Here is a 24,960-nt window from a genome sequence, read left to right as displayed (position 1 = left end):
GCCAAGCGCTTAATGTAAGATATTTTGCTTTGCAAAAATCATTGTTTTATTGAACCTTGTCGCGCTTATGGTGCCAAGCGCTAGGCATATTCCATAACAATGGTTGGGTGACCTGAATGGTTGTTCCGCCTTCTGGGCGTGGGTGAATACTTACACCGTAGCTTGTGCCGTAGGCTAGGTGGATACGGGCTTGAATATTTAGCAGACCATAGCTTCCTGTTGGTTCAGGACCTTGTTGTCCGATCCAATCGAGCGGTTCGGCGAGTTGGTGTTGGATTTGAATCAATCGTTCTTCACTAAATCCTGCACCATCATCGCTAATGGTATACACTAATTTGTCGTCTTGTTGTTGTGCTGCAATATAGATATTGCCGGGGCCTCGTCTTGCTTTGATTCCATGATAGATGGCATTTTCTACAATCGGTTGTAGTAGTAATTTCATCACATATACATTGCGGATCGCCTCATCGATCTGAATATCGTATTGTAGCCGATCGCGATAACGTGTTTTCTGAATTTGCAAATAACTGACGATATGCTGTTCTTCTTCAGCCAGTGTGATCATATCACTGCCACGGCTTAGCCCAATACGGAACAGTTTGGATAATGCATCCACCATACTGGACACATCGTCTGCACCTTTTTTCTGCGCCATCCAATGAATTGTATCCAGCGTATTGTATAGAAAATGGGGACGAATATGGGCTTGTAGACTGCGTAATTCAGCTTCTCGCTTTTGCTGTTCTTTTTGCTGATTTAGTGAGATTAGATTGCGAATCTCATTCATCATTCGATTAAAGCTACGTCCCAACATCCCTACTTCATCCCGTCTATTGCTAATATAACGAGAAGTCATATCGCCTGATTCTGCTTTTTGCATCAATGAAGATAGTCGATAGATCGGTCTAGAGATCGAATTGGCTAATCCATATGAAGCGGTAAGCCCTGTAAAACAGACACAGAATAGAAAAATAACGATATAAAAGCGAATCGTACGCGCTTCAGCTACTGATTCACTAAATTGGAAAACGCCGACTGTTTTCCAGCCTGTATATGACGATGTCCGATAAATAAATTGTAATTGTTGCCCTTGAATCTCTTCGGTAAATACATTCTCTGATTGCCGAAGCGAAGCGGTTAATTTGGCAGGAATACTTTGCATAAAGGTATCGGACGGTGCGTAAATAACATGTCCCGTAGGATCTGTTACCATGAGATATCCTGTTTTACCGAGTGTCACATCTTTGGCTGCTTGAGCAATCACCCGTAACTTGAGATCGATCAAAATCACACCTTTGACTTCACCTGTGGTCGGATCATTGATCGAACGCACGACCGTTACAACTTCATCTTCTCCATAATTCGCATGACTTGTAATATTGCGACCGGATGGATGACCAATAATCGTAAAGATTCCTTTTTGCTTGATCGCCTGTTGATACCAATCTTCTTTGGTCAGACTTTGATTGTACCTTGCATACAATTCATTACTGATATAATCGCCTTTGGTATTAACAATTAGGATTCCGGCAATCTCAGAATAAACGGTTGTAAATCCTTGCAAAAATTGCCGAATCTGATACGTCGATGTATCGGAAGCATCATTTTTGTTTAACGATTGACCGGCTAGAAATTGGTCAACATTCCGGTCAAAACTGATTAAATACGTGATGCTTTGCATATTTTCCATATACGTATCTAGCGTTTGATTGACCTTGCTAATTAATTGCATCGTATTCGCTGTCACCTGACGCTCAATAATCTGATTGGATGTCCAATTCACCATAATTCCCAGTAAAATTGCAGGCAAAATACCTACCATCAAAAACAACACAATCAATTGATGGCGCAAAGGTAAATTTTCAGGGTGCCAGTAACGCCAATCTTTTTGCAAAGAACGACGTATCCATTTATTTTGCATAATAATCAGCCACATTTTCTTGAGTTACCACAGAGATTCCTGTATCTACACGAACAGGTACAGGCGATACAATGCCACTAAGCGAACGGGCAGGAACTGTTAATCCATGATGCAAATGAAACAGATATTGTAGCGACCAATAACCCATATTCCATGTTCCTTGCGCAATCGTTGCGTTGATCGTACCGGACTTGATCATATCCAGTGTTTCTTTATTAGTATCAAAGCTAATAATGACAGGCTTACTTGCTCCTGTACGTCCGGATTGTTCTACTGCTCGCCCTACTCCATAACTTCCTGTAGCTTCGGTAATAAAAATACCTTTAAGATCAGGATATTGACGCAATAATCGAGTAGTAATTTGCTCGGCTTTGACCGCATCGCCTTCATGATTTTCGACTGCTACAATATTCATCTGTGGATAACGATTTTTGATTTCTTGTTCAAATCCTTGAGTGCGTTCTTTATGATTTTGCTGATTGGTTAACGTAATAATCGCTATCTTTCCCTGATGCTTGGTTAATGTAGCCATCTGGTCTGCAGCGGTCGTACCTGCATTGGTATTATCTGTTGCTAAAAAAGAATACGCTTTGCTACCAGATGCTTCGGCATCGAACATTACGACAGGAATCCCTGCATCTACTGCTTTATTAACCGATTTGACCAATGCTGGTGAATCAATCGCAGATATCGCAATACCGGCTGGCTTTTTAGCAATAATCTGATCTAGCACAAGCGCTTGCTCACGCGCATCATATTGCGTTGCCCCGCGATATTCCACCGATACATTGAGCGCTTCAGCAGCATCTTCGAATCCTTTCAGCCCGCTTTTCCAATATTCCATTCCAGACTGAAAAGTAACCATTACATAATTCTCGTCAATATTCCCCTTTAACCCCTGCTCTGTCCAAGCCGCAGATTTCTCATCTAATCGATATTGCATAATATAAATAATCAAAGCGCCGATCAAAATCATATAGATCAACAACATTTTACGCATACTTCTATATTCCCTCCAGATCATGTCACTGACCACTCTTGATATGATCTAATATAACTCAAATCAAGAGTTAAGAAAACGCTTTAATTGTAAAAGGTGGACGATGGTTGTATGCTTGAAAGCTATTCAGAAGTCGAGTATAATAATAGATATAAAGAACTTTGCATTGGGCAAAGAGCAGCCCACCTTAAAAAATAATAGCCCATGAATTTAATTTTAAAAAGGAGACATTGCTCTCCTTTTTTTTATATTCAACATATTTTAAAGGATGATATCATTGACCAAACACTCCCCTCGATCCGATCTACAATATTTTAAACTACAACAATTGTCTTCAGCATTTACTCAAGATCATCCTGTCCCTAATATGATGGATACACATCAATATAAAGGTCGGGGATATGCTATCGCATTATTCCAATATAAAAGTAGAACACGAAAATTTCATTAAAAAGAACTTTATAAAATTTATTGAAAATGATATACGTGCTGTACATAACAAAGATCAAAACGTATTAAAACGTGCTCTATATTCAAAATCCACTTTACCGTATTACCATCATCAACTAGGAATTCACTTGGATATAGAAAATGATTAAACAAAAAACCTGCACTCACAATGATTATGAGTACAGGTTTTTTTCTTATCTGATTTTGCATTTATCATGGTTTATCTATTTTTTGCACTTATTTATCCACGTTTTGCAAGTTGTACTGTTGCTTGAATTGCCGCTTCGATCTCACGTTTGACTGCGTTTGCTACAGTATCTGTATTAGGATCGTATTCTTCTGCTAGATCAGCATCAGCATAACCATCCAAAGCTACAATTGCTCCTGCACGAATACCGCGAAGCGAAGCGATAATATACAATGCGGAGATTTCCATTTCTACAGCTAAAGCACCGGCTTGTTTATACTTTTTGTGCGGGAATTCTTCTACCCCGTTGAAAAAGACATCCAATGTAACAGTGATTCCTTTTTGCACAATGCCTTCACTTTGACGTGCTGCTTGATATAATGCTTCGGTTACTTCACTATCGGCAACCGCAGGGAATGCTTCTGGAACCAGTTGGCGAGTTAATCCATCGGTACGTACGGCTGCGGTACTGACGATTAAGCTACCTGCTGGATGATCGGCAGAATACGAACCTGCTGTCCCAACACGAATAATTGTTTTGACCCCTGCACGAATCAATTCCTCAAAACAAACGGCTGCTCCAGGAGAACCTACGCCATGACTAACAACCGCAAGTTCAATGCCATCTCGTGTACCGACAAAACTACGATATTCCCGACTAAATGCTAATTCCCTTGTATTGTCTAACAATGAAGCGATATGAGCAGCACGCTTAGGATCACCGCAGACAATCGCGTATTCAGGTACATCTTCACTATTGATTTGCAAAATAGGCATTAACATTGAATTAATCAAACTCCTTTTTTGTCCATTCATCTTCCGGTATCGGCAAAGCTTCACCAGAGAAACGTTGTTCTGCAAAGGGATCGGCTTCATTATGAAAACCATTTTGTTCCCAGAATCCGGGGCGGTCTTCTTTCATAAATTCAAGCCCTGTAATCCACTTCGCACTTTTCCAAAAGTACAGATGTGGTACCACCAGACGCACAGGATATCCATGCTTGGGTGTCAGTGGCTTATGATCATAATGATACGCTAGCAATACATTGTCAGACAATAGGTCCGCCAGTGGAACATTGGTCTCGTAATCATTACCACCATGTACCATCACATATTGTGCTTCTGGCTTCACCTGCAATACGTCTAGCAGATCACGAAAGCGTACACCTTCCCACAGCGTATCAAATTTTGACCAGCGCGTCACACAATGGATATCGCTAGTCATCTGTACTTTAGGCAAATTCAGCAAATCTGCATATGAAAATGTCTGCTCTTGCTCAACCTCACCGAAAATCTTCAACTGCCATGTATCTGTATCTACATCAGGTACATCGCCTTCATGCAATATCGGAAACGTTTCGGTTAAAAATTGACCCGGTGGTAAACGATCTGCCTGATCGACTCCTAGATTTTTAGATAATGGTACTTTGGCATTTTTGATGCGTTCTGCTTTATTCTTCACTGGATACCCTCCTTTTGATCAGATTACGTTCTCTATAATAGTTCTATGCTTACACTCATACATACTTCATGCTTACTATTAACGCGAGCTTCCGTTAGCACGTTGAGCATCTTTAAGATAACTGCGATCTTTGAAAAAGAACATCGCCACCAGTGTCACAATATACGGTAACATCTGTGTAAATTGAGCAGGTAAAGCAAAGCCTTGTAGACGAATACTAAAGGCATCCATAAAGCCAAACAGCAAGCTAGAAGCAACCACACCGATCGGATTGGATTGCCCTAACATCGTAGCAACTAGAGCGATAAATCCACGCCCTGCGGTCATTCCTTCGGTGAACATCGTGACCTGTCCTAACGATAATTGTGCTCCTGCCAGACCACATAATACTCCTGACATCAATACTGCTCCATATTGAATACGACGCACAGGAATACCCAGACTTTGAGCAGCTACAGGATTTTCACCTGCGGCACGCAAGCGGAATCCACTGACTGTTTTGAATAGATAGATTTGCATCAGAATCGCTGCAAAAAAAGCTAAATAGACAAGCGGTGAATGACCTGATACGATTCCGCCTAATACCGGAATATCTTTGATAACAGGAATATCCCATTTGGGTAAACCCATCATATTTTTATCATAATAAGCGCCTTTTACATCGAAGATCGCTCGAAGACAAAAGGTCGTTAATCCTGCCGCTAGAAAGTTCATCGAGATCCCGACAACAATTACATTTGCCCTCAAATTAATACTAATATATGCAAAGATCAGCGAGAATAACATCACACATAAAATAGCAAAAATGATCGCCAACCATACATTGCCAAGCAAGTGATTTCCTAAAATAGCAGAAAAGGCGCCAATCAATACCAGACCTTCTAATCCTACATTAAACAGTCCAACCCGGGCACAGATCGCTCCACCTAGAGCGGCGAGAAGAATAGGCGTCACAATACGCAACATGGAATTAAATAAAGACACATCGAATAACTGATCCATTATTTCTTCTCCTTTCTGCGTTTGAGGAACGCATAGCCAAATCGTGCCGATACAAATAGCGTCAACACCGCTTGAATCACACTAGCCACCTCTAGCGGTACGTTCGTATTACGTTCTACACCCATCGCACCTGTTTGTAAGGCTGCTAGAAGTATTCCTGCTACAGCTGTTCCTAACGGATTAGACGAGGCTAGCAATGTCGCCATAATACCGCTCCATCCATAATCTGCGGAAGCAAGTGCACCATCTAAATAACGATGCTGTGTACCCAATACCTCACCAGCACCTGCAAGCCCGGCGAGTGCACCGCTTGTTAACATCGCTACCACCATCATCCGACCTCTTTTCACACCACCATAAGCCGCGAAAAAAGGATTGTTCCCCAGCATCCGAATCTCATAACCGGATACACTTTTTTGAATAAAAATGTACAAAGCAATTGCCGCAACAATCGCTAAAATAAAACCAGCATGTAGACTCATACCGGAAAATAATTTGGGTAACCAGATACTTTTATCAATCATAGGTGTCTGTGCCATAGCGGCTGAACCACTTTGATCTTTTAACGGAAAAGCAACCATATAGCCTGCAAATAGCGAAGCGATATAGTTCAGTAATAATGTCGATATCAAAAGATTAATACCGAACTTGGCATCCATATACCCTGCAAATAACGACCATAGACCACCAATCGCCATTCCTACGACTAGAGACACGATCAATACCATCCAACCCGGTCCCGGTAAATATAGAGCGGTAATTGCTGCCGCAAGTCCTCCCAATACCATCTGTCCGGTTGAACCCATATTAAAGAATCCCGCGCGGAAAGCCAGAGCAACACCCAGTCCTGTCAAAATAATCGGCGTAGCCCGTGTTAATGTATTGGTTAAAAAGTAAAAGCTTCCGAAAGCGCCATTCCACATTTCGCGATACGTATCAATAACAGAATCGCCTAACAATATAATTGCAATTGCGCCTGCTAGCAATCCAATAATTACCGCTATAATCGGTTGTAGAAGCGCCAAAAGATTTCGTTTCAGTCTGGTCATAGTTTGCGCTTCCCTCCTGCCATCAATAGACTAATCTGTTCTTCGGTCGCTTCTGCCGCAGATAATTCTCCTGCAATGGCACCTTCATACATGACCAGAATCCGATCGGATAATGTAAGAATTTCTGTTAACTCGGAAGAGACTAGCAAAATGCCATCTCCTGCTTTACATTTAGCAAGCAGTTCACCATGAATCGTCTCCATAGCCCCTACATCGACACCGCGTGTAGGCTCAGCTGCAATCAGAAATGGTTTATTTTGAGCAAATTCACGAGCTGCAATTAATTTCTGTAAATTACCACCGGATAGGAATTGTGCTTGCGTATCCAGTGATCCTGTTTTGATTGAAAAGCGCTGTACCCATCCATCTACAACTTTGCGAAGTTTGTGACGCTGAATCAGACCGCCTTTTTTGTATTGGTGTTGATGCCCCATCAGTCCATTATCCAGCACAGTGGCTTCACGCGAAGCTCCCCACATATAGCGATCTTCTGGAATATGTGCCATTCCTTGTTCACGAATTGCACGTACAGACTCTCCAGTTACATCTTTGCCGTTCAGTTCGACAATGCCACTGTCTGGTTGTACAAGCCCTGATATCACCTGTAGTAATTCAGATTGTCCATTGCCTGAAATGCCAGCAATCCCGACAATCTCACCCTGACGTACCGTTAATGTAATATTGTCCAATAACGGCTTGGCGCCTTTAGCTCCTGCAAGTGTTACATTTTGCACATGCATAACAGAGGCTCCCGGTTCATTAGCAACACGACTCATCGGAATCAGATCACGTCCTACCATCAGACGAGAAATTTGCTCTTCATCAGTTGTATTGGATTCCATATGTCCAGTGACTACACCATCTCGCAATACGGTAATTCGATCTGCCGCTTCCATCACTTCATGGAGCTTATGTGTAATTAAAATAAAGCTTTTGCCCTGCGCCGCTAGGCGTTTGATCGACTGTAACAATTCTTTGACTTCACTAGGCGTCAGCACACCTGTAGGCTCATCCAGAATAATCACATCTGCTCCTTGATACAACACTTTCAAAATCTCAGTTCGCTGCTGAATACCTAGCGGACAATCGCCTGCTTTGCGCCACGGATCGACAGGCATTCCATACATTTGCCCCAGTTCGTTTACTTTATCTGCCGCCGCTTTGCGATCAAATAATCCACTGCGCTTTGGCTCTCCACCGATTACGATATTTTCAGCCAGTGTAAAGCTTGGAAATAACATAAAATGTTGATGCACCATGCCAATGCCTTGACGAATCGCTTCGGATGGATCGTGAAAATGAACTTCTTTTCCATTGATCGTAATGCTACCGGAAGTCGGTTCTTCCATGCCATATAACATGCGCATTAAGGTCGTTTTACCTGCACCATTTTCACCGACTAAAGCATGAATTTCACCTTTACGTACATCAAAATTGATATTATGATTCGCCGTAAAATCTCCATACTTTTTGGTTATATTTTTCATTTCTAATAACAACGTCATCGGTATAAACCTCCATTCCAGATTACAATGTACATCAGATAACAACAAAACCGGCTGCTCGGTATAGCAGCCGGTTGATCAACTTGCCGTGCTTATCAATTGTATGTCTTATTTTTGTTCTAACGGATTTTTGACAACGATTTTGCCAGCGATAATATCGTCGCTGATTTTTTTCACTTTATTCACAACTTCTTCTCCGATAAATGGACTAAGCTTCGATGTGCTGTCTGTGGTTACAAAAGTAAGACCTACACCTTTTTCTTTCAATCCATATGCTGTGGTACCGAATTTGAAGTTACCATCTACAAAGTCTTTTACAGTCTCATAAGCAACTGCATCTGTACCTTTTAATTGAGACAATACAACATGATCTGGATCTTCTACAGTGCGATCTGTATCTTGACCGGATGTGTACAAGTTTTTCTCTTTTGCTGCTTCAAATACACCTAGATCACTTGTTGCTGATGCTCCTGCGACAAAGTCAGCACCTTGACCGTATTGTACCAATGCTAATTCTTTCGCTTTAGCTGGATCGTTAAAGCTACCTACATAACCAATTAAAAATTTCGCTTTAGGATTCACAGATGCTAATCCTTCTTTAAAGCCTTCACTGTATTTTTTAAGCAAAGGTACATCTTGTGCCGCTACCATACCAACAACATTGGTTTTGGTCGCTAGTCCTGCTGCTGCTCCTAATAAATAAGAAGCTTCATATTCACGGAATCCTACGCTACGTACGTTAGGAAGATCAACCGTTGTATCAATAATGGCAAATGATTTGTCTGGATTTTCTTCTGCAACTTGCTTCAACACATCTTCAGCTTGGAACGTTGCAGTAATAATCAGATCATAATCTTCGGCTACTGTTGCACGCATATTTTGTTCAAATGCTGTCGGGTCAGAAGATTGGATTGTTTTTGTCTCTACACCAAACTCTTTACCTGCTTTTTGGAAACCTTCGTCCATTTGTACGAAGAACTGATTAACCCCTATTTCTTCTGGAAGAACAAGAGCCATTTTTAACTTTTTACCTGTGCCTTCAGCACTGCTACCATTGGATGCTGATTGTTCGGAATTAGACCCACCAGAACTACATGCTGCTAATAATGCGAACACCATAACCATAGTAATTACGAACATTAAACGCTTCTTCATTCTTTTTTATTCCCCATTCCATCCAAATTTAACGTATGTTTTCACTAATCCTAAGAAATTTGTCGCCTTTTGTCAAACCTTTTTTAGGTAATATGACGAATAAACGATCATTTTATAACAAATTGCTCTTTTATTGCGTCAAATGCGTGCTCAAACTTTTATATTACTTTAATATGGTTAACACCTTTATACAAGGCTTTTTGCTTGTTATTCACTTAAAATCCAATCGAAAAAAAGTCCTGAATATTATCATTCAGGACTTTACGTTATACATTGTAAGCGATTAGACTTGGCAAAAATTATAGTTTTATTAAATGAAGTCGTGCTTTTCCTGCCAAGTATACATAATATAAATTGCTAATTATTTGGGTACCCAACCATCGTCTCCTGCCAAAATATGTTCGACAGTATAATCTTCTGCTTCTGTACTATCTAATAAGTAACTCCACGATACTCGATCTTTAATAGAAGCACCTGCACCCTCATTATTATACTCTTGATATACAACCGTCGATTGTGCTTCAGGCTTATTCCAGTTATCCCAACCTGTAGGATGAATATGTGCTCCCATATGACATCTGATCCATGTCACTTTAGCATAATTACGCCACGGTCTACCTAAATAAAAGCTATGTGGTGGTGCATCACCGGTTAACTGGCAATCCAAAAATACATATCCGTATTGCACCTCTTCTGGTGTCGAAGCCGCTGTTAACCAGCCATGTATCACTGGCTCATGACTACCCTCCGCATCCTGAGATAAGGTAGACAGACTTTCACGCTTTCTAGCAAAAATCTCGCACTCATCAAATACAGCAGTCGCTGAGCCGAAAATAAAATCAATATTTCCTTCTATATAACAGTGCTTATAATATTGCCGTTGATAATGGCGAGGTACACCTTCACGCGGGCCACCAAATGTACTACGATCGATTGGCTGAGGTGGTAATGGACCTGTGAATAATGTATCTTGCTGTCCAATAAACCGACAGTTATAAAAACTAGCTCGATCACTATCCACATACATCGCCAAAGCTTGCCCTACTTGCTCGCCTGCACCTGCGCTGTTGATAAAAGATAGATGTTCTGCTCTAAAATCATCACTACCTACAAATACAGTATAGGAATAAAAAGTATGATAGAGCGATCCGTCAGGAAATGTTTTGCGTGCATAATCATCATACACAATAACAGTAGGTTGATCAGGATCACCGATCAAATGAACAAACGGCTTTTCAATATGAAGTTTTTCGTAATACGTTCCAGCCTGGATATATATAACAGTAGGATATTCACGATGATGTGGTATCTCATCAATAGCACGCTGGATGCTAGTGTAGTCACCGCTCCCATCCAAAGCAACGGTTACTTCCAATAATGAAGCTGGAATATCCCGCACAGTTCACCCTCCTCACTTATGTAGCTTTGTATGAAGCAACTGATTGACGATGATATAACTGTGGCTGAATAATTACAGGATATTGAACCTCTTCTCCTCGAATTAAAGCCACAATCAATTCAGCCGCTTGAATAGCTAGCTCATCTAATGGTGGTCCAATCGTAGTCAACGCTACTTCTGCATATTGCATATCAGGAAGATCATCATAACCAATTAACGAAATATCTGACGGTACTTTATAGCCCGCCTCCAGCAAAGCACGCAGAGCACCACGTGTGACCATATTGTTCAATCCGATAAAAGCTGTCGGCGATGTGGAAGTCCACTCATAATTCCGAATCGCAAAATACCCATCTTCCCATGAAGAGTATGCTGGTAATATATAATCTTCATTCCATTTCAATCCTGTACGTTGTAATGCTTCACGATAACCTTCTAGCTTGATCGGTTGAGAATTACCGATAAATCCAATCTCTGTATGTCCATTGTTTTTAAGATGTTCTACCGCTTTGTAAATACCTTCTTTACGATCAATTTTGATATACGGAGAATTAGGTGAATCATCGGTTCCTAGTACAAAACAAGGAATTTGAATATTGGCAAATCGTTGCCAGAATGCTGCTCGATCGGTCATTTCATAATCCCAAAAAATACATCCATCTACTCGTAAATGATCTAATACATCCATACCTTCATCAGCCACTACCAAAATCATTTGATACCCTAATTTTTTTAATTCTGCATGAAGATTACCGGATATGTTAGCAAATAACGGATTATTCAGTTCATCCAGTACAAATCCGATAATATTACTTCTACCTGAAGATAACTGTTGTGCCATAATATTTTTGCGATAATGATGCTTTTCCGCTACAGCCAGTACTTTCTCACGTGTCGTGTGTTTGATACGTGGATCATGATTTAATGCTTTGGACACAGTGCTATAGCTAACTCCTGCTAGCTTAGCGATGTCTTTAATAGTAATCATATAACACCTTCTTTTTCGTAAACGATCAGGAGCAGATGGGCAATACTTTGTTCTTCTTCTATTATATAGGTTGAATGAAATATTTCCCAAATCTCTACCCTATAAATAAGATTACATTATTTTTTCTGAGCTGCTAGATAGCGATCGTACTGAGCTTGTTTGTTAGCAATAACTTGATCAATATTCATACTTTTAAGAGTACTAAGATAATTATCGAATTGATCTAATCCCAGACTACCACTGACAAATTTGAAATTCATTTCTTCTACATACGTAGTAATATCAGGCATCGCCATACTATCTGTACTCGCTTCTTCTGGAAGAGCATATACAAACGGAAAAGGAGCATGGATATACGCTTCTAATTTTTTATCTAATTGCGAATGCCATGCGGGAACTAATGCATCAGCAGATTCGGCTGATTGAATATTAGGTAGATTCACAGGTCCAATCCCTAGCTTTTGGATATAATCGTTATCTCGACCTTTAGCTGTAAACTGTTTTTTGCCATCTTTGTCGGTATACGTATCATCTTTGATACCCCAGGTGTAATACGTCTGTGCTTCTTCGCTAACAGCATAGTCTAGAAATTTAAAAGCTAATGCAGGATTTTTACTATCTCTTGAAATTCCAAAAATTCCACTGACAGGCGTACGCCCAATATAAAATTGATCTCCATTCGGCCCTTTAAGTGGTAAAATTCCTTTGAATATAGGTTCTTTTGGATTGTAATCTTTAAATAATGGACTATAGACCATCGACATATACCAGCTAAAATTAAACGTAGCACCGGTTACATTTTGTGAAATTCTTGAAGTCACCTGATCGCTGGTCGTACTTGCATAATCGACACCTAGTAATCCTTCTTTGTATAGACTGTTCAGATAGGTTAAGTATTGCTTGTAAGCAGGTTCATTATAACTAAAATGCACTTTTCCTTGATCATCTGCATAAAATTGATTCGACAAATCTAATCCAAATACAGGGCCAAATGCCATTTCTAAAAACTTAGGTTCCATCGACATTGGAATCTCATCTGCTTTGCCATTTTGATTCGGATCTTTTGTTTTGAATTGACGTAACATCTCTGTAAATTCATCCAGAGTTGTCGGTTCTTGCAGACCTAGAGTTTTTAGCCAGCGTTCATTAACCATAAATACAGGCATATAATTTTTGGTAAGTGTCTGCTGAGGTACATAATACATTTTACCATTAGGCGTAGTTAGACTGGCTTTGACATCAGGAGATTGCTCATAGATTGTTTTCAAATTCACTCCGTATTTTTCGTACAGTTCATCGATCGGAATCACAATACCACTATTGATATATTTCATTAATTGATCTTGATCAGGCATATAAATAATATCTGGTAAGTCTACTCCTGCGGCAAGTCTTGGGTTGACAGCATCAGCATAGTTTTGAGGCGGAATCAGATCCCAATTCACTTTAATACCGGCATTATCTGTAATTTGCTGTACGATCTTAGCATGAGCCAAATCCACATTGGTTGTCCAGGCATTAGTCGCAAGTACAGACAATTCGGCATCTTTGATCGCTGTCACAGGTCCTTTCCCTGTATATGTAAAGTTCGGCTCCGCTTCGACCGCTGCACTTGTCTGTGGTCCATTGCTTCCACTGTTACAACCTGCCAGACTTGCTGCTAACATTGTGACCAATACCAGTTTGCTTACTTTTTTGGCTTTCATCCTGCTGCCCCCTTTATGATCATACCCAAATCACATATTCCATCGAATCTCGCATATCACTAGCCACTTATCCTTTTACCGCACCTAATGTAATCCCTTTAACAAAATAACGTTGAATAAAAGGATAGATTGTTACAATTGGCAAAATGCTCACTACAATAGAAACATAACGTACCTGCAATGTAGATACCGCTAATGCACTGGTAGACATTGATCCGCCCATTTTCTGCATCACTTCAGGCGAAGCCATAATTAACACTCTGCGTAAAAACATCTGTAGCGGTTGCAAATCCTGTTGCCCCAGATATAGGAGAGCCGAGAAAAAGTTATTCCAGTGATAGACTGCATAATATAGTGTCAATACAGCCAGTGTAGGCTTAATGATCGGAATCGCTAATTTAAATAACATCGTAATATCGTTTGCTCCATCAATGTTAGCGCTCTCAAATATTTCATTCGGTATGCCTTCAAAAGCAGATCGACAGATCATCACATTAAATGTAATCACCAGTACAGGTAACACCATAGCCCAGCGTGTATTGTATAACCCTAACGAAGTAATTAACATATACACAGGGATCAATCCACCGGAAAAGTACATTGTAAACGCGATAAAAAAATTCAATTTGCGACGTAAAAAAAATCGAGGTCTGGATAAAGGAAATGCCGCCAAACAGGTAAATAAAATATTGAGTACAGTCCCTACAACCGTATACCAGAGTGTATTGTAAAAGGAGACCCACAGCTCTTGATACTGCAACACCATTTTGTAACCAGACAATGTAAAGCCTACCGGAAATAAAATGACTTTCTGCTGATCAATCGCTTCTACAGAACTAAATGAAATACTCAGTACATACAAGAATGGATACAAAGTCACTATAATCGCCACAATCGTCATAACATAAATCAATCCATAAAATGTACGATCGCTTAATGATTTTTTAGGTGTAAATGTATCGCTGTTGATCTTCACATACGACCGATGCGGACTTTCGAGCATAGATTTTTTCATGGGCGTCTCCTTTAGGTACTCTGGCTACCATGTACAAAACTACCAGAGAGACATATTAGTCATACGTCTTGTTATCCGGTTCACTGTGAACACAAGCACAAATGTAATGATAGAATTAAACAAACCGACCGCTGTCGCAAATCCATAATTTTGTCCTTCTATACCCATACGATACACATAGGTGGATAATACGTCTGCTGTCTCATAGGTTGCACCATTGTAGAGTAGATATACTTTTTCAAACCCAACACTCATAATCCCACCTAGAGATAACAGCAACAAAATAACAATCGTAGGCTTGATACTTGGTAATGTCAGATGCCATAATTCTTGAAATTTGCTAACACCATCAATTTTGCCAGAATCATACATTTCAGGATCGATGCTCATAATAGCAGCGATATAGATAATAGAGCTAAACCCAAAACTTTGCCAGATTTCAGAACTGGTAAAAATCGTTCGAAACCAACCTGCTTCCATCATAAAATTCACTTTTTCAAAACCGAATCTTGCTAACAATGTATTCACAATTCCATCAGCTGGGGATAAAAAATTGATTAACATACCGGCAACGACGACTGTAGATATAAAATGAGGTAAATACGTAATCGTTTGAGCAAATCGTTTAAACACTTGATTTTTGATCTCAACAATACATACCGCGAATAAAATAGGAATACCGAATCCAAAAAGTAGAGGTAAAAAAGCGAGTAAAAACGTATTGCGTAACAACCGCCAGAAGTAAATAGAGTGAACAAATTGAGCAAACCATTGTAACCCTACCCAGTCTCCACCGAAAATGCCCTGTCCTGGCGTAAAATTTTTGAAAGCAATCAGTACACCGGGCATAGGAATATACATAAAAATCACATAATACACAAAAACAGGTGCAAACATAATCAACAAGTACTTATCCCGCTTGACCAATTTCATAAATGAGATTGCTTTTTGACCCACTATAGAGCACTTCCTTTCACTACTTTCATTGGTATATCTTTGAATAGTTTACTTAATTACAACGTTGTAATTTTGACATAAAAATAAAAGGATAAGCAAAATATAAAGTGATTGTGTTCTATATTCTCATTTTAAAAGCAATAGATTCAGTACAATTATTCTTTTTATTTTACATTATCCTTTTTTCTTTTAAAATTACAACGTTGTAAATTTAGTATTTATGAATACGCTTACATTCATTTTTGTTTATTCTAGCAGACTCTTCTGTTTTTGACAATCATTCTCTTATCATTACCTGCTTGTTATTTAGGACCTGCATTAGCTTGGACCAGATTTGGTACATTGGCTGCCGGGTCTAACGAATAACTATACGGGAATGATGTTCCACCTGGAAATGCTGCTCCTGTAGCCGATGTTCCTGTAACTGCATTATACACATTGTTGCGTTCATAAAATTTATAAGCATCTCCATTACTGTCTAGACCAATTTGATGGCTGTTATTGGTTTTGTAAAAATAGTTATTTTCCGAAAAAATATTACCTCCACTACCGATCTGTGCTGCATTATATTGTTGTTGTGAATAACCTTGTGCATTATTGCCTGATGGTGTTGTACTGTTATCAAAGTAGTTATCATACATATGCACATATCCACGTAACAATGGACGTCCTTTTAGATTAGGCCCGAACCAGTTGTGATGCATAGTCACATGTAATTTGCCACCACCATAAGTATACGAATCATTTTTGTTAGAGCCGATAATCAATGCCAACCGTTCAGAAGCCAAATCTTGATTGCTTCCTACCCAGTTCCAGATTGGATTAGGATTCATTTTTAACCAGCTATCTGTAAAATAAAAGTGACTGTTTGACAAAGTCGCATAATCAGAACCTTGCGAGATCACAAATAGATCATCGCTGATATTATACATAGTGACATGATCTACCAAAATATTGCTTGTACGGCGGAAAGAGACTCCCAAATAGTTGGTACCTATCCCACCAGGCTGTGTATCTGCTCCACTTAGGTTTTGCAAATCTTTGATATTTCCGTAGAACGTAATATTTTTGATCACTACATTTTCGATATTTGTTCCTGCTGGAAGATTTTCGCCACTAAATTTTAACTGAATATTTTGTAATACTGCTCCTCCACCGCTTGCCCCTTCGATCGTTGTATTATTCCAATTGGTTGTAGCAAACGTAAGTGTTAATGGTTTGGCTCCACCATAAATATTGCCTTTGATCACAATATGATGTTTGCCTGCATTAAAGGCATTTTTCAATTCAGCAAGTGTCGTTACTGTTACAGCAGCTTCATTTGAACCAGTTGTAGTAGCATATCCACCTGTTGATGCTGCATGTGTATAACTCATTGTGAGTCCTGGAAACAACAATGTGGATAACATGATTACACTAAGGAAAGACATCGTCATCCCTGCGAAAGATGCTTTACTTCTTTTGGTCATTGTATACCCTCCTGAATGATTATATTGTGATCGCTATACCCTCTAGATTCCCAAGCCTTTTACTGAACGATACTCCTTTCTATCGCAATCTTTTGTTACTGTTTTGCGATGTATCCAATTATATATTTCTATGTATTTTTATTCCATATACGATTAACGATGTATTTTATGATTCTATTTTCATATTGCATCTAATAAGAAATAGATTATTTAATCCAATAATTACATATAAGAATACCGAAAATTTCATATTTTTCTATTTAGTAGTAAATCATATATATTACTTTTGCTAAGCACACAAAAAAAGGACTAGAAAAGTAAAAAACTCTACTTTTCCAATCCTTTTATAAAACGATCATTAGAGAACGTTATTACGATTATCATAGGCTACTTAGAAATGAAAACCGACGCGACCTTCACCATTATGAAGCCATACGCCTTTGCGACTTTTATCCAATTCACCGCGAAGTCCTTGAATCAATTCTTTCATATCCAATTGACCATCTTCATGCCAATGCAATGCTGCCGAGATATACAATTCGCCCAGTTGAGCAAAAGTAAATCCTTCTGTTAACTTGGCTGTTTCCTGCACTATATCGTCTCCTGCAAATTCATGCAGACGTTTGCGATAAAAGAATTCTGCTCTTAATTTCTCATCAGGCAAAATAATCTCATAAGCGCGATCAAAACGTCCGGCACGATTCATCAAACCGGGATCGATTTTTTCAGGATAGTTAGTCGTTCCGATCAAAAATACACCTTCTTTAGAAGTCGCTCCATCCAATGTATTCAAAAAGAACGAACGTGCATCTTTGGGCATCGAATCGATATCTTCGATCACAAGCACCATCGGGGTCATACGCACAGCCGCATCGAACACTTCTTCGATCGATTCACTGCTTGTATACTCTGTAATCTGCCAGTACGCGACAGGTCCCGGTACACTACCAGCAATCGATTTTACCAGTGTTGTTTTACCATTACCGGGATGCCCGTATAGTAAAATACCACGTTTATACGGAATATCATACGTTTTGTAAAAAGAACGATCTTCTGCAAAAAAGCGATCTAACGAACGATAAATATCTTGTTTGATCTCTGGAGCCATAATCACATCATCGCGTGAAACCGCGCGACTCACCGGTTCCATTTGGCGATTGATGCCATGACGTGTATCTGTAAACACCGTCACACGACGCAAACTTTGCTCCCGCTGACGAACACGCACATCCCCTAGAAATTTCAATAGCGATTCATCACTTGTTGCAAAAACAAGATCTTCACTGCTGACTCCATGCGGACGGAATACCGGCATACGTGCTAATGCTACACCTGCTTGCGCATACGCAAATACATTATTCATCACTGAAGGATGTACACAATAATCAGGTTCTGTACGATCTCCATCATAGACAAAAGTACGTTCTTCCAAGCGATCATAGATACGAATAACATGCTCTACATCGGTGCTACTATGACGCAAATCTTCGTCAAGTAATTCCCAATATTCGGTATTCGGATCACTGCTTGAATATAATTTATAAGTCACTCCATAACGCGCTGTTAACGATTCTTCAATTCCTTTAATCACCCGAGCATAATCTGCATATTCGGTAGGTAATTTCTGTTCATCTTTTGTATAAATCACAATCGCTTCAGGAGTGTTTTCACTATCGATCGGTTCCACGTTAGTATGACTTGTCTGAAAAAGTGAATCCATTCATTTAGCCCCCTTGATTGCCGCAAGCGGCTTACATTTAGCGACTACAGAAGCAAGTCCTGCTCCTGTAACACTTTCAATAATCTGATCTACATCTTTATATGCTTGTGGTGACTCATCTAATATCGATTCCAGTGAACGCTGATTAACGACGATCTCATCGGCTGTACCGACTTGAAGTGAACTGGCAAATTGATCGACAGTCACTAATTTTTTGGTCGCTGAACGAGAACGTGCACGTCCTGCACCATGACAGATCGAATAATAATTATCATATCCACCGGGCTGACCTACCATAATATACGATGAAGTGCCCATCGAACCTGGGATCAATGCGGGATGACCTGTAGCGAGATAAGGCTTCGGATTACCTGCATGACCGGCTGGAAGAGCGCGAGTAGCTCCTTTACGATGAATAAATACAGCTCCTTCATCACGCTCTTCTGCCCACGCATAATTGTGCATTAGATCATACAATGTACGCATTTCACAGGAACGACCGAATACATCACGGAACGCTTCACGAATACTATAAGCGATCAGATGACGATTCACTGTAGCATAGTTCAGCGCCGAATACATCATATTCACATAATACTGACCTTCAGGATGAGATAAAGGTAGAAAAGCCAGTCTAGGATCAGCTGTTCCTAATCCCAATCGTTGCATCTGAGAAAGCATCACACGATTGCTTTCCTGACTAACACTTCCGCCCCATGAACGTGAGCCAGAATGAATCATCACAACAATTTGTCCGTCACTCATGCCCCATGCTTCAGCGATATGACGGTTTTCTTCATCAATTTCAAGCGCCTGAATCTCCGCAAAGTGATTGCCACCACCAAGTGTGCCTAGTTGACGATGTGCTCTACCCCATGTCTGATCTCGAACACCATTTAAAACTTCTTCATCAAAAGAAAAACGGCTTTCTTCTACATGAGTCAGCGATGTCGATTTTTTGGGTGTATAGCTATCCGGTACATATTTTCCCGGCAGACCATGTAATCCTTTGCGTACGACATGTTCTAATCGTAAATCTGCAAAATGTCCTCGTTGCTGGGATTCCATCGGTAAATATTTTTCGATAGCTTTGACTAATTTACGACGTAATTTTACATCTTGTAGATCATCCCGATGCAAATTCGTTAGATGAACACGCATACCACAGCCGATATCGCTACCTACAATCGAAGGCGATACATAACCAGCACTTGCATCCCAGACTGCAGTTGTGCCAATACATGTACCGATGCCCACATGCACATCAGGTGTATATCCCATATACTGAATACCCGGGATTTGTAAATTATTATTAGCCATATTAAATACTTTATAATCCAATCCTGCAAATAATTCTGGATTGGCATAGACATGTACACTTCCCGCAGGAAGTTTTACTTCATGAATATAAGAAGATGATATTGGAGTACTCATAATCGGTAAAACCTCTTTCAATTCAGCCCCTCTATGTTTAGAGAGGCTTCTTTATTATTGTAAACGAGTCTGCTTACAAAAGCGAAACTTCGTTTGGATACGCATATTGCAGTGTTTCCCGAAACAACTGATCTAATAGCTCATCTTGCAGTTGTTCAGAAGTAGGCATATGCACGACTTGTTGTTCTAAAATATCGATCATATCCGTTAAAAAGTTCTGGATCGATGGAATCTGTTGTTCTAAATGTAATTCTTCGCCTGCTTTTTTACGAGCTAATAATTGATCGATATCACTACGAAGTTGCCCCGGTGGCAACATTTCATCAATCAACTCATCAAAGCTTACCGGTGGCATCGTTCCTTTTTCATCGATCCACAGACAAGCCAGTATCGGACGCAAAACGTAAAAATACTTTTTGATTTTGACGGTATCGCCTTGCAAGTAACCACGGAAGTTCCCTTTCGCCATATGCAGGTAATGATACATGCACGAACGAGGAGAAAAATGGTTTGGTGATACGTTTCGAATTCGCTCAGCAAGTGAACCATTTTCAGCATATAGAATAGGGGAATGCAACCATTCCAACAATGGTGGATTGGATTTGCGGAACAAATTCAATGCTTTACGCAAGTCCCAACCGTTAATATCTAACTGCTCATTAATTGGGTATTCGATAACGTCGCGCCTGTTGAAAATCGACAAATACCATTCTGGAGGATGAACATAAATAAAGCGCACATCATAGTCGCTATCTTGAGAAGGAAATCCCCATGCGCGACTACCGGATTCGCAAGCATATAAAATACGAACTTGTTGTTCTTGTTCAATACGTTTTAATTCAGTCTGAATGATAGAAGTCATGGCTTGAGTAACGGGCATGATCGATCACTCCTTTCATATGAAGGGGATGGGTGAAAATTCACTTTACGTTTTTTTGGATTAGAGACCGCTACAGAAATAAAATGGTTCTTGTCGTCGCTGTTGAAACGGAATCCCTTGATAAGACTGCAAGCAGTCGGGATTCCATTTCAAATGCGAGCGCTGCGCTCTTTCAGAATCCATTTTATTTCTTTCGCTCTGTGCTGGGTGGTACTTTTCCTTTTCGATAAAAACGATGAGTTAGAGCGTTATTTATTTTCTCCTTTTGGAGGAGATGCAGCAATTAGATTACTGCTTTGATGGTTGGTTATTTTGATTTTGTGATTTGTATTTGTGTTTTATCTTTTCACTTTTATTGATGCTTGGTGTTTGGATATTAGTGTTGTGTTTGATGAATATCAGTGAGCTACAGATATCCTTTTTTTATAATTGCTTGTTCTATAATTTCTTGCTTATGATATTTTTTGACGATCTTATTTTTAATTTATTTGCTGATATGGAATAGTACATTTTAAGCTTGTTATTCGATTTATAGTTATCGTCTATAGCTATTAGTTCTATATGTTGAAAAGGTTCATTTGAATTGAATATGTCTGTTAAAGATATATTTCATTAGTAAGACGTATTCAATATTGAAATGGTTTTATTTTATGATTTTGATTTATTTGGGTTACATTAATATGTTGTACTTAGTGATTTACACTGATTAGAAAAAGGTATTAAAATCCTTTTTATAAACTTTATGGATGTTAAAGACATAAAAAAGCCGCGGACCCCTGTATACGGTCTGCGGCTGGTGGTTTATGAGGCAAATAGGTGTAACGGCACTATTTGCTATCCAATAAACCCTGCATATTTAATTCGGTGCCTAATTTGATCATGGCACAGATTGAACTGGAAATTATTTAGCTAGTTAGCATTGAATATACACAATTATGTATAAAGTAACTGTTCCAATATAAACTAAGCTTTTATTTCCGTATTGCAGTTTATGTCGTCCGTAAGAGATTGAAGAACATGAAGCAAGTGTATGAAGTTTTCAAGCAGCAGTTGATATTACGTTCATCTTGTAATCCTAGATCAATATGCTGATCCGGCTGATACGGGTTCTGAATATTCATATCGTTGCGTAAAATCATGTCCTTCAACCTCCTTCCTTGTTTATAATATAGCCATCATACTCGGTATATTTTGACATTGTCAATTCCATATTTGGAAAATAGGTCTATAGACACAAGCTTTTCAGGGTTATATAAAGACCTATTTTGGTGCAAAAATAACGCATTTCAACATATTTATATGACATATCATTATAGTCAGAAATGGTTATAATTCCATAAAATGACTGGTATAATCGGGTCAGTGTACAGCACACTAATCCCATTATTCAAGGAGGACATTTATGGTTACTCAATGGATTCGTCATCGTCTAAGGTCTCGTTTTTTGGTATTCACGGTTGTATTGTCGTTGGTTATGGTTTTACCGCTTCAGGCTTCAGCCGCTTCCTCATCTACAGCCTATGATAAGCTCAATTTTGCTAACAATAAGTACTATGTATTTAACAATGTGTGGGGTCAGGATACAGTTCAAGGATGGTGGCAAACAGTCTATCATAACAGTGATACCGATCTAGGCTGGGTATGGCACTGGCCAAGCACTACATCTTCTGTCAAAGCGTATCCATCGCTTGTTAGCGGATGGCATTGGACAGAAGGATATACACCGGGTAGTGGTTTTCCTACTCGACTTTCCGACAATAAAAATATCAATACCAATGTAGCGTATTCTATCAAAGCAGACGGAACGTACAACGCGGCTTATGATATCTGGTTCCACAATACGAACAAAGCTAGTTGGGATTCTACCCCTACCGATGAAGTAATGATCTGGTTGAATAATACGAATGCAGGGCCACTTGGTTCTTATGTTGAGACGGTCACGATCGGCGGCAGTAGCTGGAAAGTACACAAAGGTTGGCTTGATGCTGGTAATGGTAAAGGATGGAATGTATTCTCTTTTGTACGTACTTCTAATGTCTCTAGTGCTTCATTGAATGTGAAAAACTTTACCGATTATCTAGTGAACAGCAAAAAATGGATGGCAAATACGAAATATGTAAGTAGTGTTGAATTTGGTACAGAAATATTCGGTGGTGATGGTCAAATTAATTTTTCGAAATGGAATGTAGCGGTACAATAACATTCTTTTACCATATACTTCAAAGACCTTCCTTTTCTTTCAAGGAAGGTCTTTTTTTAGTCGACATCTGTTGATAATAAAACAAATATAATTCATCTTCTATTAACAATTGTCTGATATACTGCTTTACTAGTGTAAAGAATGGTTATGGATGATTGAGGTGAATATATGTCTAGAGAACGGATCAATGAATGGGCATTGCTACGTGGGTTTGCCTTTTTGGCGGTCGTGATGCAACATTCGATTGGTGAATATATTTATCGAAGTGGCAGTATACAAGCTGATTCGATAATGTTAGGTATGCTTTATCATTTTACACGATTTGGTACGTTAACGTTTGTCTTTTTAGCCGGAGCTATTTTATTTTATCAATATGGAGATGGACGCAAATACCGTTCGGTTATCTTTAGACGGATTGGCGATATCTATATTCCTTTTGTTGTATGGACAATCATTTATTGGATCGTCATGCAGTGGATATTTAACGCCCCATTGCTTCGAGCAGATAGTTTGCAAGATATTGTACAGCAATTATTCGCACCTACCAATGGATATCATCTTTGGTTTGTGATTATGATTTTTCAATTTTATCTGTTATTTCCGCTTTTCCGCTGGCTTGGTAAGCAATTTCAAACACGATTATTGGAAAATCGCTCACCACACGAGCAAAGGCGACATATCGTTATTATGTTAATCGTCATCGGAATCATCTATGGATGGTTAATGTGGTTATGTTATTATGCTATGCCTACGTGGAATGTACAGGGGATCTGGAAAATTATTTTAGATCATCGTACTAGCGAATTTATCTTTTACTTTTTTTATTTTGTACTGGGTGGAATCTGTGGTTCTGCAATTCAGCGTTGGAGAGCGATGATCATCAAAATACTGCCCTGGACGGCTATATCGTTTTTGATTATGTATATCTGGTTAGGTTATGATCTGTTACGCTTTGATCCTGTAGCTATTAATCTAAATGTATCGACATATCTCAAGCCGACTACCTTTTTGGCAGTCGTGAGTCATATGCTGTTGATGTACGGATTAGCTTTGTACCTTGTAGAACGAAAAGGTGTAATGGTTCGCTTTCTTCAGTGGTGTGGACGTTACTCCTTTGGTGGTTATCTGTCTCATGCCCTAATATTGATGGGCGTGTCTTACTTTACCCGCCAGATCACAGCGCCTGGACTGAATCTTGTGCTCACAATCCTTACCTTTATGATTGTAGCTCCTACAGCTATCGCACTAACCAGCGGACTCTCTCGCTTACCGGGAGGACAATGGTTAACCGGATCAGCAGGCAAAAAAGGGAAACATTCGATACGCACTCATGCTTCCAGACCGCAATCCACACTGCCTCAAGATTCTTAAAAATAAATAAAACCGCTATGTTCTCTTGTGACAGAGAATGTAGCGGTTTTATTTGTACTGTTATCAGCTTATCCCATATGTTACGAACAT

Annotated in this window: 20 protein-coding genes; 2 read left to right on the top strand and 18 right to left on the bottom strand. The window is 39.5% G+C overall.

Annotation, left to right across the window (positions count from 1 at the left end):
* Positions 1 to 46: 46 nt before the first annotated feature.
* The 18 genes from QE450_RS01870 to QE450_RS01785 form a co-directional block, all read right to left on the bottom strand.
* Complete coding sequence (locus tag QE450_RS01870; protein ID WP_307296373.1) at positions 47 to 1,921, bottom strand: cache domain-containing sensor histidine kinase; 1,875 nt, start codon at positions 1,919 to 1,921, stop codon at positions 47 to 49.
* Complete coding sequence (locus QE450_RS01865; protein ID WP_273615169.1) at positions 1,911 to 2,921, bottom strand: substrate-binding domain-containing protein; 1,011 nt, start codon at positions 2,919 to 2,921, stop codon at positions 1,911 to 1,913. Before QE450_RS01865 ends, QE450_RS01870 begins: the two co-directional genes overlap by 11 nt.
* Before the next feature lie 691 nt (positions 2,922 to 3,612).
* On the bottom strand, positions 3,613 to 4,341 hold the full coding sequence (locus QE450_RS01860) for a nucleoside phosphorylase (protein ID WP_273615166.1): 729 nt from the start codon (positions 4,339 to 4,341) through the stop codon (positions 3,613 to 3,615).
* 4 nt (positions 4,342 to 4,345) lie between these two features.
* A complete protein-coding gene (locus QE450_RS01855) occupies positions 4,346 to 5,020 on the bottom strand; it encodes a sulfite oxidase-like oxidoreductase (RefSeq protein ID WP_274170739.1) in 675 nt (224 codons plus the stop codon).
* A 78-nt stretch (positions 5,021 to 5,098) separates the two neighbouring features.
* Positions 5,099 to 6,022, bottom strand: coding sequence for an ABC transporter permease (locus QE450_RS01850; RefSeq protein ID WP_204825357.1), 924 nt, complete (start codon positions 6,020 to 6,022; stop codon positions 5,099 to 5,101).
* Positions 6,022 to 7,071 carry an ABC transporter permease gene (locus tag QE450_RS01845; RefSeq protein ID WP_273615163.1) on the bottom strand — a complete coding sequence of 350 codons (1,050 nt, stop codon included), beginning with the start codon at positions 7,069 to 7,071 and terminating at the stop codon, positions 6,022 to 6,024. Before QE450_RS01845 ends, QE450_RS01850 begins: the two co-directional genes overlap by 1 nt.
* Positions 7,068 to 8,576 (bottom strand): ABC transporter ATP-binding protein, encoded by a 1,509-nt coding sequence (locus tag QE450_RS01840; RefSeq protein ID WP_273615162.1) that lies wholly within the window; start codon positions 8,574 to 8,576, stop codon positions 7,068 to 7,070. The genes QE450_RS01845 and QE450_RS01840 overlap by 4 nt, the downstream gene beginning before the upstream one ends.
* A gap of 108 nt (positions 8,577 to 8,684) precedes the next feature.
* Positions 8,685 to 9,731, bottom strand: coding sequence for a BMP family lipoprotein (locus QE450_RS01835; RefSeq protein ID WP_274170740.1), 1,047 nt, complete (start codon positions 9,729 to 9,731; stop codon positions 8,685 to 8,687).
* 361 nt (positions 9,732 to 10,092) lie between these two features.
* Entirely contained in the window at positions 10,093 to 11,130 is a 1,038-nt protein-coding gene (locus QE450_RS01830) for a pectinesterase family protein (protein WP_307296364.1), read from the bottom strand.
* Between the two features lie 16 nt (positions 11,131 to 11,146).
* Positions 11,147 to 12,118 carry a LacI family DNA-binding transcriptional regulator gene (locus tag QE450_RS01825; RefSeq protein ID WP_301261720.1) on the bottom strand — a complete coding sequence of 324 codons (972 nt, stop codon included), beginning with the start codon at positions 12,116 to 12,118 and terminating at the stop codon, positions 11,147 to 11,149.
* A gap of 116 nt (positions 12,119 to 12,234) precedes the next feature.
* Entirely contained in the window at positions 12,235 to 13,824 is a 1,590-nt protein-coding gene (locus tag QE450_RS01820; RefSeq protein ID WP_307296356.1) for an extracellular solute-binding protein, read from the bottom strand.
* A gap of 67 nt (positions 13,825 to 13,891) precedes the next feature.
* Positions 13,892 to 14,839 carry a carbohydrate ABC transporter permease gene (locus QE450_RS01815; RefSeq protein WP_301261722.1) on the bottom strand — a complete coding sequence of 316 codons (948 nt, stop codon included), beginning with the start codon at positions 14,837 to 14,839 and terminating at the stop codon, positions 13,892 to 13,894.
* Positions 14,840 to 14,878: 39 nt separating this feature from the next.
* Entirely contained in the window at positions 14,879 to 15,796 is a 918-nt protein-coding gene (locus QE450_RS01810) for an ABC transporter permease (RefSeq protein WP_307296354.1), read from the bottom strand.
* 302 nt (positions 15,797 to 16,098) lie between these two features.
* Complete coding sequence (locus tag QE450_RS01805; RefSeq protein ID WP_307296350.1) at positions 16,099 to 17,265, bottom strand: pectate lyase family protein; 1,167 nt, start codon at positions 17,263 to 17,265, stop codon at positions 16,099 to 16,101.
* Between the two features lie 391 nt (positions 17,266 to 17,656).
* Positions 17,657 to 18,985 (bottom strand): AAA family ATPase, encoded by a 1,329-nt coding sequence (locus QE450_RS01800; RefSeq protein ID WP_273615154.1) that lies wholly within the window; start codon positions 18,983 to 18,985, stop codon positions 17,657 to 17,659.
* The gene (locus QE450_RS01795) at positions 18,986 to 20,419 is read right to left on the bottom strand and encodes an RtcB family protein (protein WP_204825365.1); all 1,434 of its coding nucleotides are present in this window, start codon (positions 20,417 to 20,419) and stop codon (positions 18,986 to 18,988) included.
* 73 nt (positions 20,420 to 20,492) lie between these two features.
* Positions 20,493 to 21,299 (bottom strand): nucleotidyltransferase domain-containing protein, encoded by an 807-nt coding sequence (locus QE450_RS01790; RefSeq protein ID WP_307296347.1) that lies wholly within the window; start codon positions 21,297 to 21,299, stop codon positions 20,493 to 20,495.
* A 989-nt stretch (positions 21,300 to 22,288) separates the two neighbouring features.
* On the bottom strand, positions 22,289 to 22,438 hold the full coding sequence (locus QE450_RS01785; RefSeq protein WP_273615151.1) for a hypothetical protein: 150 nt from the start codon (positions 22,436 to 22,438) through the stop codon (positions 22,289 to 22,291).
* Positions 22,439 to 22,773: 335 nt separating this feature from the next.
* Between QE450_RS01785 and QE450_RS01780 the strand changes: the two genes are divergently transcribed.
* Positions 22,774 to 23,499 (top strand): GH12 family glycosyl hydrolase domain-containing protein, encoded by a 726-nt coding sequence (locus QE450_RS01780; RefSeq protein ID WP_420540660.1) that lies wholly within the window; start codon positions 22,774 to 22,776, stop codon positions 23,497 to 23,499.
* 168 nt (positions 23,500 to 23,667) lie between these two features.
* Positions 23,668 to 24,870 (top strand): acyltransferase, encoded by a 1,203-nt coding sequence (locus QE450_RS01775; RefSeq protein WP_307296342.1) that lies wholly within the window; start codon positions 23,668 to 23,670, stop codon positions 24,868 to 24,870.
* Positions 24,871 to 24,960 lie beyond the last annotated feature (90 nt).

The sequence above is a fragment of the Paenibacillus sp. SORGH_AS_0306 genome, assembly GCF_030819345.1.
Taxonomy (GTDB): Bacteria; Bacillota; Bacilli; order Paenibacillales; family Paenibacillaceae; genus Saccharibacillus; species Saccharibacillus kyungheensis.
The sequence above is the reverse complement of the archived record's forward strand: the minus strand, read 5'-3'. Positions and strand labels throughout refer to the sequence as shown.